10 protein-coding genes are annotated in these 16,624 nt (G+C 46.0%); all 10 read right to left on the reverse strand.

What is annotated here, in order from left to right; translation table 11 throughout:
• Positions 1-571 precede the first annotated feature (571 nt).
• Entirely contained in the window at positions 572-1,717 is a 1,146-nt protein-coding gene (gene rluF / locus ACFOEE_RS14925; protein WP_377125916.1) for a 23S rRNA pseudouridine(2604) synthase RluF, read from the reverse strand.
• A gap of 67 nt (positions 1,718-1,784) precedes the next feature.
• A complete protein-coding gene (locus tag ACFOEE_RS14930; protein ID WP_377125919.1) occupies positions 1,785-2,888 on the reverse strand; it encodes a DUF418 domain-containing protein in 1,104 nt (367 codons plus the stop codon).
• Between the two features lie 6 nt (positions 2,889-2,894).
• Positions 2,895-4,109 carry an EAL and HDOD domain-containing protein gene (locus ACFOEE_RS14935; RefSeq protein WP_377125921.1) on the reverse strand — a complete coding sequence of 405 codons (1,215 nt, stop codon included), beginning with the start codon at positions 4,107-4,109 and terminating at the stop codon, positions 2,895-2,897.
• Positions 4,110-4,386: 277 nt separating this feature from the next.
• Positions 4,387-5,925, reverse strand: a complete 1,539-nt coding sequence (locus ACFOEE_RS14940) for a glycogen synthase (protein WP_377125924.1) — start codon at positions 5,923-5,925, stop codon at positions 4,387-4,389.
• 162 nt (positions 5,926-6,087) lie between these two features.
• Complete coding sequence (glgC, locus tag ACFOEE_RS14945) at positions 6,088-7,359, reverse strand: glucose-1-phosphate adenylyltransferase (RefSeq protein ID WP_377125927.1); 1,272 nt, start codon at positions 7,357-7,359, stop codon at positions 6,088-6,090.
• A gap of 33 nt (positions 7,360-7,392) precedes the next feature.
• Positions 7,393-9,900: a glycogen/starch/alpha-glucan phosphorylase gene (locus ACFOEE_RS14950; protein ID WP_377125930.1), complete on the reverse strand. Its 2,508-nt coding sequence runs from the start codon at positions 9,898-9,900 to the stop codon at positions 7,393-7,395.
• The gene (glgX, locus tag ACFOEE_RS14955; RefSeq protein WP_377125933.1) at positions 9,897-11,957 is read right to left on the reverse strand and encodes a glycogen debranching protein GlgX; all 2,061 of its coding nucleotides are present in this window, start codon (positions 11,955-11,957) and stop codon (positions 9,897-9,899) included. Before glgX ends, ACFOEE_RS14950 begins: the two co-directional genes overlap by 4 nt.
• 4 nt (positions 11,958-11,961) lie before the next feature.
• Complete coding sequence (glgB, locus tag ACFOEE_RS14960) at positions 11,962-14,193, reverse strand: 1,4-alpha-glucan branching protein GlgB (RefSeq protein WP_377125936.1); 2,232 nt, start codon at positions 14,191-14,193, stop codon at positions 11,962-11,964.
• The gene (gene malQ, locus ACFOEE_RS14965; RefSeq protein ID WP_377125939.1) at positions 14,186-16,180 is read right to left on the reverse strand and encodes a 4-alpha-glucanotransferase; all 1,995 of its coding nucleotides are present in this window, start codon (positions 16,178-16,180) and stop codon (positions 14,186-14,188) included. The genes glgB and malQ overlap by 8 nt, the downstream gene beginning before the upstream one ends.
• A gap of 11 nt (positions 16,181-16,191) precedes the next feature.
• Positions 16,192-16,494 (reverse strand): isoamylase early set domain-containing protein, encoded by a 303-nt coding sequence (locus tag ACFOEE_RS14970; RefSeq protein WP_377125942.1) that lies wholly within the window; start codon positions 16,492-16,494, stop codon positions 16,192-16,194.
• Between the last annotated feature and the right edge of the window lie 130 nt (positions 16,495-16,624).

A 16,624-nucleotide genomic window follows, 5' to 3' on the forward strand; every position in this document is an offset into this window, starting at 1 on the left:
GAACCCCGATATGTGTTCTTTATAGTCCCTCATTTAGTAACCTCAATAGCAGACAAAGCAGGCTACTTTGCTAACGAACAAATTACTTTTTACCGAGTCTATGGAATGTCTCGGTTGTTAAAACAACTTGACAGCACAGTACATTAACAATAATTTAATTTTACTTTCGAATGAAAGTAACAATACAACTAAAGGATTTAGCTATGCTATTAAAACTAAACAAAAAGAACATCAAAACGTTATCCGAAGACAAAAACTCAATCCCACACGCACAAACACCTGCAATCGCAGGGGGTGATTTGTCGGCCATGCCTTGTCTAACATACTCCCATGGAGGTTGTTGCGGTACAGTGGCTCCTACTATCCACGATTGCAGTGCTGGTATAACTTGCCAGCCATAGTCTGAAATTGCAGCTTGGGCTTTGCAAGCCCAAGCTTTTAGTCTTAATGATCACAAAGCTTTAAGGTTAATTGGCTAGCACAAGGTCAAATATAATGAGGCTCGAACTCCTAACGGCCTAGCTCAGAAGCGCTAAACCGTCTCAATAAGAGTTCAAAATGGTGTAAGCTTTTATTTATTGAGCTTTAAAGTGCCGCCAATGCGCTTGCCACTAGTCGGTTTATCGCCAGCTGGTTTACGATTATTTGGCTTGCGGCCATCTGGTTTGGTAGTTGCTGGCTTTTTAGCATTGCTATGCGGCGGACGTGACGGCTTGCCTTGCTCGTCGTCGCGCTTTCTATTATGCGAGGGGCGAGAATTTTTTTGCTGCTCATCATCACGTTTGTTATTACGCGGCCAGCTATTGCCTTCTTTATTGTCTGAATACGATTTAGCCGCTGCGGGTTCACGACGAGGGCCCCGCTCATTATAACGGTCGCGCTCTTGACCGCGATTATGTTGGTGCTCCGCATCGTGGCGTACATCAGGCGTGTCTTTTTCTTCATTGTTGGATTTATAACGTTGCCAATCACTGCGTTTATTCGGATCAACTGATCCCTCTTCGGTTTTTTGCGAATCAGCAATGGCCGCGTCAATCACCTTTAGTTCAGATTCGCTAAGCAAACGCCACTCACCCACTGGCAGACCTTTTAAATCGATATTCATGATCCGCACGCGTTTTAGCGTCACGACTTCATAATTGAGGTATTCGCACATACGGCGAATTTGGCGGTTTAAGCCCTGGGTTAGCACTATGGTAAAACGGCTGTCACCGGTTTGTTTTACTACGCAAGGTTTAGTAACTGTACCTAGAATTGGAATACCGCTCGACATACGCTTGATAAATTGACGGTCAATCGGTTTATCCACCGTCACCACATACTCTTTTTCGTGGTTATTGCCTGCACGAAGGATTTTATTGACTATATCCCCTTCGTTAGTCAAAAAGATCAACCCTTCTGACGGGCGGTCTAAGCGACCAATAGGGAAAATGCGTTCATGATAATTCACCGCTCGAATAATATTGCTACGGATCTTACTTTCGGTGGTACAAGTCACGCCAACTGGCTTATTGTACGCCAGAATAACGCGTTTTGGTTTGGCTCTTAAGCTATTGCCATCCACTAACACAGTGTCATTGGCAGTAACTTTGGTCCCCATCACCGCAACTTCACCGTTTACGGTAACACGGCCCGCTTCAATGATAGCGTCCGCTTCACGGCGAGAACAATACCCAGTTTCACTGATAAATTTATTGAGACGAATGGTGTCAGACATAAAGGAGACTCAAGACCTAGCAAAACCACTATTGTAAACCAGATTCCTGCTGAGCTCACCGCGTTTTTTATTTTTCCGCTACGTTAGCCTGCTTAAGCCAGCGCGCCAATAACCATTCGCAAGGACCTTGACGGAAATAACTAAGATAGAGATGCGCAACTAACACCTGAGTAGTCACAACTACAGCGGAAAATAGGTAGTAGTCGATATAATCGAAGGTTAATACCCAATGCGGGAAAAACACTCGAAAGCACAGTACCCCAATCACACTTTGAGTTAGATAACAGGTGAGCGCAACCCGACCAACGGGCGCCAAGATCTGAGCAAACAAGTGCTGAGTGCGGGCAAGATAAAGTAATAATTGCACCACAGGCACAGCAAAAAACAGTGCGCTTAGCCAGTTAAGTGCTTCGCTCAACGCTTTATAAAGCGCCACACCTGAAAAAGCCAAAGCCAATGTCAGCGCAGTAAACAGCAACGCAAGCACACTACCAATAATAAATACCCGAGTAGGTAAAAGGCTATGAAACCAGCCGAGTTGCCAAGCCCCAAGCCCAATTCGCATCACCGCAAAGGTGTACCAAAGCGTGAGAAAAGGTACCAATAGGGTCATAAAGAATGCGTTTTTGAGATTGTCGAGATACAAGGACGTTAAAGAGGCGTAAATTCGCGCATAGTCATTTTGGAAAGTTTCGCTGCTACGTGTTAGCTCTAAAGGCGGCTCAATTGCGACGGCAAGGCCCAATACCCCTGATATTGCAAAAAGTAGCCCTAAACCTCGGCGGAGATTACGCTCGCCAGTATGCTCAACACAATTGGCCAATAACAATCCAGCGCAACCATAAACAAAGAGGATATCGCCTGCCCAAATTAAAAAACCGTGGATTAAACCTAGGGCGATAAGCGCATGGTTGCGTGCTTGTACCCTTGCAAGCCCATTTATTTTGCTGGCTTGAATAGCTACTGCAACGCCAAATAACAAGCAAAATAGGGTTCTAAATCGGCCATCAACCGCTGCTAAAGTAAAGGCATGAAGATAAGTATCTAACCAGTGGGTTGGAACGGCTGATACATAACCATGCTCGAATAAGCCAAAAAATGGCGCATTCATCACCAGCAGCCCCAGCACCGCAAATCCGCGGATCACGTCCAGCTGTGTTAATCTTTGCATTGTATGTTAAATTCTGTCCTTGTACATGTCAGCCCAACGCACCGATGCTTGGTGGAAATCGGGTAAACAATCATCGTCTAAATTAATGAGGCCACACGCTTCTTGTAGTCCCCACCAACTGCCTTTTTCGTAGGCACGTACCACATTGAGGATATAGTAAAGCATATTTGCTTTCCCAAGCAAAGCTTCATGGATTAAATCTGGGAACGGTAATTTATTTACCACCAGATCCATAGGTTTATCTAAAATCGCATCGAGCAAAGAGAACAAACCTGTAAGAAATGCAAGATTTGCTAAGGTAGGTTGGATCTTACGGCAGATAAGTTCACAAAACCTTGAGCGCACTATGCTGAGGCGGGTTAATTCGGTTGGCTTAGTTTCCGCAACATAAGCGGTCATAATGAGGCCAACGAATTTTTTCACCCTTTCATCACCAAGATACACCAACGCTTGTTTAAGCGATTCAATCCGACTTTTAATCGGAAACACACCTGAGTTGATAAGACGCAATAACTTGTATGCCAGTGCAGTATCCTGCGCAAACAGCTCAGCGATACGGTTGATGTTCATATTAGGGCGCAGCACTTCGCCATAAATAAGCAGCGCGATGGCATAATTGATCTCAATATCGTTTTGCTCAATCATGCGCGGCTTAGCAAAGAAGTAACCTTGAAAAAAATGAAACCCCATGGCTTTGGCTTGTTCAAACTCTTCCAGTGTTTCCACTTTCTCTGCCAGCAACTTGAGATTTTTGCGTTGTCTTAAGTCGTCAACCACTTCACTAATGTCGTTGAGAGGTGTTTGCATGATGTCGAATTTAATCAATCGCATCAGCTTTAAAAAAGGCTCCCACTGTTCACAATACTGAAAGTCATCTAGCGCCAGGCGATAGTCGTTATGGAATAAGCCACGTACCAGTTGATAGTTTTCATTGGTGGGCGTTATGGATTCCAATAACTCAAGGATCACATCTTTCTGCGGCAAAAAATAGCTCAATTCTTGCCGGAGGGAGTCAGGGCCAATGTTAATTAGCGCCTTTTTACCAGAGGTTAGGTAACGTGTACCTAAGTTAAGTTGATTGTCCATAATCAGCCTAGCCGTTGCTTTGTCGTCGGAAATATTTGGAAAGCTATTACTTTGCCCGTCTCTAAACAACAATTCATAAGCAACTACTTGTTGCTTTCTGTTAAATATCGGCTGACGCGCGACAAACACCTTCAAGTTTGGCTCCTCATAGAGCAATCCGACAAATTCCACTCAAGCATAGTCTAAACATGCTAGAAAAGTGTTATTTATCCGTAAATGCAATACTTTAGTCTGTAACTAACAGATATTTTAAACCTAAAAGCGTAAATATGAAACTAACTCATTAACTTCACTTGCTTTTTGATGATATTTCAGTATTTGGTATGAGAGTGAGCAATAAATAAACAACCACCACTTTTACCTAGAATGGAACCATATAAGCAAGGCTTTCTTTGCTTATATGGCAACAATCTCAACGATATAGTCGGTCAACATATTGTTCGGCAACACTTTGCCAACTAAAGCGTTGTCCTTTCGCCTGAGCACAAATGTTGTGATAAGTTTCTGGCGCATGCTGAAGCATATTAAGCGCCTCGTCACAGCAGCTAATTAACTCGCTAACTTGCTCTGTAAGATTCTCACCGCTGAACGTGAAGCCCGTTACGCCGTGCTGCACGGTATCATTCAAACCACCAACTTGATGCACTAAACATGGCTGCCCTGCTCGCATCGCCAGCATTTGACTAATTCCACAAGGCTCAAAAGAACTTGGCATCAAAAATAAATCACCAAGGTCATACAAAGCCTCGCCAATGCCATGGCCATAGCCATTCAAAAAGAGTACGTTGGGATTTCTTGCCATCACTTGCGTGAATAGATACTCAAGATAGCCATCACCCGAACCTAAAATAACCACTCGGCCTTTTGCTGCTGCAACACGTTTAGCGATTGCATCCAACACTAAATGACGCTCGAATGGCTGGCGTAGAAGCAGCGCTTTTTGATCCGTTAAACGCCCCACCATAGTCACCACAGGGCCTGCTATCGCTTGCTGGCGCCACTGCAAAATTCTTTGGTGGGCAAGGTAGTAGGCGGTTTTTAACTCACCAAATTTCGCCATCCAATTAAATAGTTGCGCTTCGGCATCGTTAAAAAACCGCGTCCAATTGGCAGCTTCCGGCGCAGAATCAGGATAATTACAGCCATTCAGCACCCCAATTAAACGCCCGTGACGCTCGGCGTCTATCATATCTAGCTCAAGCCGTTCACCACCAAAAAAGCCAAACTCAGGTACGCTTGGCCTTAATACTTCGCGCGCATAGGTCGGCGAAACCACATGCACTTTATCCGCTAACACTATCCCTGCACGCATTGGGTTATAACAGTGTGGGTAACCATGGTCACAAATACGTTGGCCATCATAACTTAAGGTTGGAAACCAAGCCTCTAGACTTGAATCATCGCCTTTGAATGGCCGCACTCCTTGCAATGCAAGATTGTGCACCGTGTAAATGGTGCGGAAGTGGTTTATCTTACTAAATCGACCACTAAAACGCGCCAACACAGCAACCGTTGCGGCATGCCAATCATGTAAATGCAGTAAATCCACTGCAGCCACAAAGTCATGCTCTAATGCTTCACACACCGCTGCAGAGAAAAATGCAAATTTGCTGGCGTCGGTAGCAAATGGCCGCTCACCTGTATCATTACAATAAATTTCCCCACCGTGTTCGCTAAATAGCGAATGGCTTATCACATACTGAGCAACTCGGTTGTCAGCTACCTCGACACGCCACAAAGTGGCGGTTTCAAGGTGCTGGCGAAAAGGCACGGCGATATCTGCAACAAAGTGTCGCTGCAACTGGTGCTGGCCGTAATCGGGCACGATGACACTCACCTGATGCCCCAACTCGGTTAGAGCATAAGGTACGTCACGGATCACATCCGCAACGCCACCCACTTTACAATTTGGCAACGCATCATTTTCCGCTGCCACCATCACTATATGCATACTGCGCCTTATTCTAATTATTGTACCCTTGTTACTTGAAGTTGCAGCGCTGTTGGCTGCACAGCTCGCCCCAAACACATAGTAAATCTGTATTTTTGGAACTTTTCACTGTTCGCCTTCCGACACTGCAACGCAAAGTAAACTGGGTATATTGCTAAACCATTAACGAGACTTTTGCTGTAGCGCGTTTAACATGTCGCGCGTGACCAGCACAATGCCCTTTTTAGTGACTCTAAAACCATTTCTCTTGTCTTCTTCCTCATCATAGCCAATTCGCATGCCTTCTGGAATATGGCAGCTGCGGTCAATAATGGCTTTGCGGATACGACAATGGCGTTCAATTACCGCTCCGGGTAACACTACAGATTGTTCGATTTCACAATATGAGTGCACATGGACGTTAGAAAATAGCAATGAACGACGCACCAAAGAGCCGGAAATAATACAGCCGCCGGATACGGTTGAGTCTACTGCCATACCACGTCTATCATCATCATCAAAAATAAACTTAGCCGGTGGCAATTGCTCTTGATAAGTCCAGATTGGCCAACTTGGATCATATAAATCCAGTTGCGGCTCTGGCATTACCAGCTCCATATTGGCTTCCCAGAAAGAATCCAATGTCCCTACGTCACGCCAATACGGTTGACCTTCATGACTAGGATCGCGAAACGGAAACGCAAACACATTATGTTCTTCAATAATAGCGGGAATAATATCGTGACCAAAATCGCGGCCTGAACCTTCTTTTTCCGCGTCTCGGCGTAACTGTTCAAACAAAAACTCGGTGTTGAACACATAGTTGCCCATTGAAGCTAAACACATGCCAGGCTTACCTGGAATGGCTGAAGGTTCAGCTGGTTTTTCGTCAAAACGACGTACGCGCTTGTTTTCGTCAACCGTCATCACACCAAAGGTGTTTGCCGCTTCTTCGCAGGCTACTTCGATACAACATACTGTCATATCGGCGCCCGTTTCAACGTGCTTTGCCAATAAGCCGCCATAATCCATGCGATAAACATGGTCACCAGAAAGGATCATCACGTATTTTGGCAGTTCGTGACGAATAATGTCCATATTTTGGAATACTGCATCTGCCGTTCCGCAATACCATTCATCACCATAACGCTGTGACGCAGGTAAGATCTCAACTGATTCACCCAGTTCTTTCTTGAAATGACCCCACGCGCGACTCACATGACGGATCAAAGAGTGTGATTTATATTGGGTTGCAATCCCTACACGGCGGATCCCTGAATTGATGCAATTCGATAGTGGGAAGTCAATAATACGGTGTTTACCACCAAAATAGACGGCCGGTTTAGCACGCCAATTGGTGAGTTCATGTAATCTCGAACCACGTCCCCCTGCCAGAATTAAAGCGTAGGTCTCGCGAGTTAAATTACTGATATATCGATTTGCATAGTTTGGCATTTATTATCTCCATAATCCTGTTGAGAACTCGCACTACATCGGGGTTAACCGCCAGATCTCATCACTATACTGTTGAATGGTTCTATCACTGGAAAATATGCCGCTTGCTGCGGTGTTTAATATACTCATCCGTGTCCAAGCGTCCTGGTCATGGTAGAGCAGCGCTGCGTGTTGCTGTTGCTGCACGTAGCTTGGAAAATCGTAGGCAACCAGCCACGGATCATTTGGGCTGCGAATTGCAGCAATGATGTCGTCAAATAAGTGAGGCTCAAACAGGTTAAAGTGGCCGCACTCAAGTAGTGCCATAACCCGTGCTAAATCTTCATCGGCAGCGATAAGCTGACTCGGATTGTAGTGCCGTTTGATTTCCTCAACCTGCTCGGCTTTGGCGCCAAATAAGAAGAAGTTTTCGGCGCCAACGGCATCACGGATCTCAATATTGGCGCCGTCTAAAGTCCCTATGGTAATGGCACCATTCATCATAAACTTCATATTGCCGGTACCCGATGCCTCTTTACCCGCAGTTGAAATTTGCTCGGATAAGTCGGTAGCAGGGCAAATCACTTCCATTGCCGATACATTGTAGTTAGGCACAAATGCGACCTTAAGCAACTGCTCGCAGCGAGGATCTTTGTTGATGACATCTGCCACATTATTGATGAGCTTGATGATTTTTTTCGCCATGTAATAACCGGGCGCAGCTTTGCCACCAAATAACACACATCTTGGGACAAATTGCTCGACATCACCGCGCACGATACGGTCATAGAGGTGAATAACGTGCAGTACATTGAGTAACTGCCGCTTATATTCATGGATACGTTTAACTTGCACGTCAAACAGCATACCGACATCAAATTCAACGCCAGTTCTCGCTTTGACAAACGCAGCCAAACGCTGTTTGTTGGCTTGTTTCACTTCGCGCCACTGTTGTTGGAAAGCTTTATCTCCGGCAAGATCACGCAATTTGCTGATTTGACTGAAGTCAGCTACCCAATTAGCACCGATTTTACTGCCAATCAACTGGCTTAAACCTGGGTTACAGTGTGCTAACCAACGCCGTGGTGTCACGCCATTGGTTTTATTGTTGAATTTTTGCGGCCACAACTGGTAAAAATCATTGAACAAACCTTGTTTCAAGAGTTCGGTATGAAGCGCCGCAACTCCGTTCACCGAGAACGAACCGACAATCGCCAAATAGGCCATACGCACATGTTGCACAGGGCCTTCTTCAATAATCGACAGCTGACGTTGCTTGTCGTGGTCGCCTGGCCAATGTAAAGCAACTTCGGCCAAGAATCTGGCGTTGATCTCGTAAATGATTTCAAGCAGTCTTGGTAATAGTTTGGCAAATAGTGGCACTGACCAACGCTCTAAGGCTTCTGGCAACAAAGTATGATTAGTGTACGCCATCGTCGTGCTGGTGATTTGCCAAGCAGCGTCCCAATCGAGCTCATATTCATCCAATAACAGCCGCATTAATTCAGCAACCGCAATGCTTGGGTGAGTGTCGTTAAGTTGAAAGACATGGTACTGAGCAAAATCACTAAAATCTTCACCGTAACGGCTTACCCAAGTTCGCAAAATATCTTGAAGGCTAGCGCTAGAGAGAAAATATTGCTGACGCAAGCGCAGCTCTTTGCCGTTTTCACTGGCATCATTGGGGTAAAGCACCATAGTGATCTGCTCAGCGAGGTTCTTTCTTGCTACCGCTTCTGAATAACTACCCGCGTTAAACTCTGAGAGGTCAAATTCATCTGTGGCTTCTGACTTCCACAGCCTTAACGTATTGACCACCTCGTTACGATACCCAGGCACTGGCACATCGTAAGGCACCGCCAGTACATCTTGAGTGCCAACCCAAGCGCGATGCTCTCGGCCATTTTTATCTTTATAGATTTCTACATGACCAAAGAATTTGATCCGCACCGCTTGCTCAGGTGCACTTAATTCCCACGGATGACCTTCGCGCAGCCAATTATCAGGCTGCTCAATTTGATGACCATTGTCGATAGACTGGTTAAACATGCCGTATTCATAGCGGATCCCGTAGCCCATTACCGGTAAGCCTAAACTTGCGCAGCTATCTAAAAAGCAAGCTGCTAAGCGCCCAAGGCCACCATTACCTAAACCAGCGTCATGCTCAGCCTCAGCTACACGCTCTAGTGAGGTACAGTATTCGCTAAGTGCTGCGCGGCTACTATCGGTCATGTCCAAATTCAATAGCGCATTACCAAGTGCCCGCCCCATCAAAAACTCCAACGACAGATAAGCCGCTTGACGGGTCTTTTGTTTATGTAAATGTTGTCTTGTTGCACGGCAGCGCGCCACCAAACGGTCGCGAATAGTCAGCGCCAATGCGTTATAAAGATAGAGATGGGACTCGCCTACTTTATCGCGGCCAAGGGTATAGTAAAAATGGCGTGTTAAATCGTCCGCGAGAGTATTTTCGTCAATTTTTGGCGCATCAAGCCAGTGTTTTACAATGCACACTGCGCCCGCTTCAATCGTCTCGTCCGTTGTACTATTTGCCTTTGTCATTGCTTATCCCCTGAAATACTGGCTTGTTTAGTTGCGGTAAATAACCAACTGCTTTTTTCGCACATTAAAAATTTTGTTGCTGTCATACTACCCTCGTGCCGAATACTGCTGGTCAGTGCCAATTGCCACGGTGAAGGTACAGGCGGCGCGGGTAATGTTACGTTCACTGCGCGGTCACTGGCATTGAGTATTAAAAGTACGGATTGCTGTAATTTTTTATCAACCAGCGCACATGATAACCACTTGCGTTCTGGCTCATGCCAGTGATGTTCTTGCATTACCTCACCTTGTTCGGTGTACCACTGCACTGCAAACCGCACATCGTCTTTGTGAACATAAAAAGGATTAGAAAACAGCGAAAACTGGCGACGAACTCGAATCACATCATGAATAAAATGACTCAAAGCATGATGTTTTTGAGTGCCTTTCCACGCCAGCCAACTGGTGACATTGTCTTGGCAATAGGCATTGTTATTGCCACTTTGTGAATGACCGAACTCACTACCAGCGCTGAGCATCGGCACGCCTTTGGCTACCAGTAGGGTCATTAAGGCATTTTTCTGCATTTTGAGACGCAGCGCTGAGATATCTGCCGCCGTGGTAAACCCTTCAACCCCGCAGTTGAAAGAAAAATTCTCACTGTGGCCGTCGCGATTTTGCTCACCGTTCACGTCGTTGTGTTTACGCTCGTAACTCACCCAATCAGCAAGCGTAAAACCATCATGACTGGTAATAAAATTAATGCTGTTCAACGGGCCGCGGATATTGTGCTCAAACACATCGTGAGAACCATGAATACGTTTGGCAAGCTCAGGCAATACACCTTGATCGCCGCGCCAAAAGCGTCTTACGGTGTCGCGAAATTTATCGTTCCACTCTCGCCAAGGCGCAGGAAACGCGCCGAGCTGATAACCACCGGGGCCTATATCCCAAGGCTCTGCGATAAGCTTCACTTTCTGTAAAATCGGGTCTTGCGCTAAGGTCTGTAAAAAGGTGTGAGCGCTGTTATAGCCACCTGAGTTGCGGGCAAGAATGGTCGCTAAGTCAAAACGAAAGCCATCAACGCCCATCACTTCGACCCAGTAACGCAAACTGTCGGTGATTAACTGTAGCACTACCGGATGGTCAATATTGATGGTATTACCACAGCCTGTGTCGTTGATATACGCATCGGGTTTACCGGGTACAGTGCGATAATATGCAAGATTATCGAACCCTTTGAACGACAACGTTGGCCCGTCCATCCCAGCTTCAGCGGTATGGTTATAAACCACATCCAACAACACTTCGATACCTGCCGCGTGCAGAGTCTTAACCATTTGCTGGAATTCACGAATATCGCCTTTACACAAGTAGGCTTTATGAGGAATAAAAAACCCGAGCGTATTGTAGCCCCAGTAATTTTGCAGCCCTTTCATGGTCAAGAACTGCTCACTGATAAACGCCTGGCTGGGTAACAGCTCAAGCGCAGTAACACCTAAATGTTTGATATGATCAATAAAGGCTGGGTCACATAAACCCAAAAATTTACCGCGTTTGTCCGCAGCTATGTCTTGATTACGAATGGTCGCGCCTTTGACATGGCATTCGTAGACTAAAGTCTTCGCCCAAGGATGGTTAGGACGTTTGCCATCATATTTTGCCGGCCACACGACTTTGCATTTAGGCATATCAATGGCGTTGTCTGACAGGCTGAGGGTGCCTTTAGGCAAATGGCAAAAGTGACGTTCGCTCCACGTAAACTCGCCGTGCAGGTCCTTAGCATAGGGGTCAAGCAGCAATTTATTGCGATTAAATAATAAACCACGTTCTGGCTCATACGGCCCATCGACACGATAACCGTAAAGCGCGCCTTCAGCCAGCGGTGTGACCTTAATGCTCCAAAAGCCCCCTTCATGACGAACACAAGGGATCTGTGCAATTTCGCTATGGCCGCTGGCATCAAACAAGCATAACGTTACTGAAGTTGCTTTAGGGGCAAAAACCGCAAAATTGACTCCATCCTCAATCTGAGTGGCGCCCAGTGGTCGTGGTACGCCGCGCACTGAACTCATCATAATGTTAACCAGCCAACTTTCTAAAATACACGGTACACAAAGGTCCTATGGTGATTTCGATACTGTTCGCAAAACCATGTGCGGCGATAGGCTGACTTTGTAACAACCCTTGAGGATGCGCAACGGGTGAAGTACCCGAACCATATAGCTCACTGCTATCTGAGTTAAATACCACCTCATAATGGCCCGCCTCTGGCACCCCTAAACGATACTGGTGATACACTTCAGGGGTAAAATGTGCAACCACAACCACTAAATCGCGCTTGTTCTTACCAAAGCGCGCAAAGCTGATAATACTTTGCTCACTGTTATGGCAGTCTATCCACTGAAATCCCGCTGGTCGGGTGTCATTTTCATAAAGTGCAGGGGTGTGACGATAGACATGGTTTAATGCCCGAATGGTGTCTGACACCGCGCGATGTGGCGTGCTATCAAGTAACGACCAATTCAAGCCAAGGTTGTGGTTCCATTCCTCGCGTGGCGCCAGTTCACTGCCCATAAACAGTAACTTTTTACCCGGATGCGCAAACATAAACGCATAGTAAGCGCGCAAATTGGCAAACTGCTGCCAATCATCGCCCGGCATTTTTGACAATAACGCGCCTTTACCATGCACTACTTCGTCATGACTCAGCGGCAGAATGTAGTTTTCGCTGTAGGCGTAAGCCATGGAAAAGGTGATCTCATGATGATGGAACTTACGATGCACTGGATCACGGTGCATATAAGAGAGCGTGTCATTCATCCAGCCCATATTCCATTTATAACCAAAACCAAGGCCATTGTGTTCCGTAGAGCCTGTTACGCTTGGCCATGCGGTAGATTCTTCGGCAACCATCATGATGTGTTTGTTACGACCGTAGCTGCGAGCATTAACTTTCTTCAAGCAAGCAATGGCACCTAAGTTTTCGCGACCACCATAACAATTGGGCACCCATTCTCCATCTTTGCGGCTGTAGTCGAGGTAGAGCATTGAAGCCACCGCATCCACCCGTAACCCATCGAGTTTAAACTCCTGCAGCCAGTACATTGCATTGCCAAGCAAGAATGACTGCACTTCTGGGCGGTCGTAGTTGTAGATATAGGTATTCCAATCTGGATGAAAGCCTTGTCGCTTATCGGCATGCTCGTACAAATGCGTACCATCAAACAAATGCAAACCATGTGGATCGGATGGAAAATGCCCCGGCACCCAGTCAATTAACAGACCTAGCTCTGCATCTTGGCAAGCTTCAACGAAGTAGATAAAGTCCGCATAACTGCCAAAGCGACTGGTTGGCGCAAACATGCCGACGGGCTGATATCCCCAAGAGCCATCAAATGGATATTCGCTGATAGGCATCAATTGAATGTGCGTAAACCCTAAAGCCTTCACATAACCGACTAAATCATCAGCCAATTCGCGATAGGTCAAGTAGCGATTGCCTTCTTCAGTGAGGCGTTTCCACGAGCCTAGGTGGACTTCATAAATACTAATAGGAGCGTCAACATGATTAGCGTTTGCACGTGCTTGTAACCATTTATCATCGCGAGCTTTAACGCTAAGCTGCGGTTGTAACAGGCTGGCACTGCCCGGAGCCTGTTGCATTTTGAAGGCATAAGGGTCAGCTTTATCACTACGCGCCCCATCGTGGCGCAAAATCGAAAATTTATAGGCTTGATCTGCCTTAAGCGCTGGAATAAATAGCTCCCAAATACCACTCGCAGGATGCAAACGCATCGGATGCTGGGTGTAATTCCAACCATTAAATTCACCAATCACGGCGACGCATTTGGCATTCGGAGCCCATACACAAAAGCGCACCCCAGCAACCCCTTGTTGAGTGACAAAATGTGCACCCAAATGGCGATAACTGTATTCAAGATTACCCTCGTTAAATAAATAAGCCGCATCGTTATCTAAAGCAGCGCTAAAACGATATGGGTCGAGCTGTAAAAACTCCTGTTCATCGTAAACCACGCCTAGCGTATAGTCTGGTGTGTAATCAGCAAGCGGCACATCCGCACAAAAAAATGCGGGCTGATTAGTCACACGATTCATGCTAAAACTGTTTTTGTCGCAATACAAAGTCGCAGCTTGTGCGGTTGGTAAATAAGCGCGCACTTGCATAGATTGGGCATCAATTTGATGCGCTCCCAGCACCGCAAACGGATCACGGCATTGTCCATGCGCTAGCGCATCGGCTTGGGCTGATAAAAATGATAACAAAGATTTCTCAACTACTGAGTTAGGCATGGCCTTTCCTTAACTGCATTACGTTGGCAAGCAAGTGCTGATTGCGACTAAAAATATCAGCAACCGTTCCATTTAAACGACGCCGCCAATTAGGGAATTCTTTATCCGTCCCAGGAATGTTCACTGGAATAGTCGCACCATCGAGGTCGTCGAGTTGAATAGTGAGCAATTTGCTTTGTGATGCTGCTAATGTTTCTAATAAGCTGGCATAAACTGCCGTTGGGGCACTGTCCAAAGCCACCTCATCGCGACCATAGGCTTTTAACCAATCGACTAATTTTGCTTTTTCGGTGTCGCGCTCAACACGTAATGATGCCGCTTTCTCTGTGCTGATCAGACCGTAGGTGTGACGAATGTCGATGTCTTGCTGTTGCCACCAACCAACAAAAGGCGGCACATCGTGATTGGCTATCATCAATAACGCATCGTCACGATAATGTTCATGCCCTAAAAAGCGGCCGTCATGATCTTTTTCAAAATAAAACAGAATGTTGGAGAATATTCCTGACGCTCTTAAAGCACTTTTTACCTCAGGCGGCACCACCCCTAAGTCTTCACCAATCACCATATTTTGATATTGGTGCGATTCAATTTTTAATATCGCTAAGAGTTGCTCAAACGGATAGTAAACATAACAGCCCGATTTCTGCCCATCTTCAAGCGTAAAACACCACCACAATCGTCTTAATGCCATCACATGGTCGATACGCAATGCGCCAACGCTTTGCATATTGGCTTTAATCAACTGGCGATAATAAGCAAAATTCTGAGCGGCCAATTGCTGCGGATTTAAAGCGGGTAGCCCCCAATCTTGCCCAGCTTCAGCCCATGGGTCGGGTGGTGCGCCTACGTGCGCACCTTGCGCGAAAAGCGATTTATTCGCTTGATATTCTGCGCTTCTTTCCCCACATCCAACAGCTAAGTCGTTCACCAAACCAATGCTCATACCGAATGCTTTAGCCGCTTGTTGGCATTCGTTTAACTGCTGCTCACAAAGCCATTGCAAGAAGGCGGTAAAGTCCGTGTCAGTTGTTTTTAACTCTTGTAGCAACTTCGTATTGTCGTGTTTGAAACGTGTGAATGGTTCACTTTCACCCTGTTCCACAAAACAACGGAAAATCGCTTTTAGCATAGCTAACTTGGTGGTGCTCACTTGGCTATAATCAATAAACTGCTCAGTCTTATGCGAAGCTTGTTGCGCTTCACTAAGCTGCGCATTAAAAATCGCTTGCTGAGTATCTTGCAGCAGGGCTATTGCCCCTTCCAAAGCAATGTAGAGCGGATTTTGCCAACAGCGGTGTTCTGGGCTATACGGGCTCGCGATTTCGGGTTCATCGACAAACAACAAATGTAGCGGATTTAACAACACATATTGTAAGCCCGCCTTGGCTGCATGTTCGATGCAATCACGCAAATCATAGTAATCACCAATACCAAGATTACGGTCACTACGCAGGGTATATAGCTGCAGAGACAAACCTGCGACACGGCCAAGTTGTTTTGGCTGATAGCAGGTAGCAGGGACACACCAAAGCTCAGTTTCTGTGACTATGTCACCTAATTGCAGTTTCGCAGGATAATATCCGGCAGGCAACACTGGCAAGGCAACAGCAAGCTCCAAAAAGTAGCTATCTTCAAAGCGGTAATTCCCTGTTTCCTTGGCAGTCGCTAAATCGAACTCAGCCTGATAATCAAGCACACTGATAGTAATAGTTAACGGTTTAGACACTAGCTGGCTGGCCACTCTGACATGCAGCAAATTATCCGGCGCCGTCACTAAGGTAACGGCACCAACTAACTTGGTCCAAGGCTCAATATCTAACTGAAAATTCCGAACCGCTAAATCATCAAGATCATCACAGTTAATACCAAAGCAGCTTAACGCTTTGCGCCTCACCTCGGGCGCAAATACCACATATTCACCGGTGTATTTGGTGAACTCATAACCAATACCATGAAGATAAAAGGCTTGCGAAAGTGTATCCATTCAGGCTCCAGCTAATCGCAACGGGCGGTATTAACTAAACTATTATCACCACCCAAGCCATTTGGTACGTATGCATCTGCGGCATGATCGTTTTGCCACAATTCACCATCTAGTAAATACTTGTAGCTAAATTGCTGATCTACTGGCAAACGTTGTTTAACTTTATACACACCCTCTTTTTTCGAAAATTTCATTTCCACTGGTTGCCAATCAGTAAAATCACCAACTAAGGCAACGCTGCTAGCATCGGGAAAGGCATGTTCAAAGGTTACTTCGGCTTCATCTTTGGTTTTAAAGAAACGTTTTGTCAACATCGCTGGCTCCAATCAAACTTTATCAGTCTATTACCTGCCACAGTGCCGTAAACTACTTCTATACCAGTAGGTTGGATTTAATTTCAGGCGCGACTTTAACTGCCGATGCCCAACCACTCACGTCTAAAAA

Origin of the sequence: Pseudoalteromonas fenneropenaei, assembly GCF_042643375.1 — a bacterium.
Lineage (GTDB): Bacteria > Pseudomonadota > Gammaproteobacteria > Enterobacterales > Alteromonadaceae > Pseudoalteromonas > Pseudoalteromonas fenneropenaei.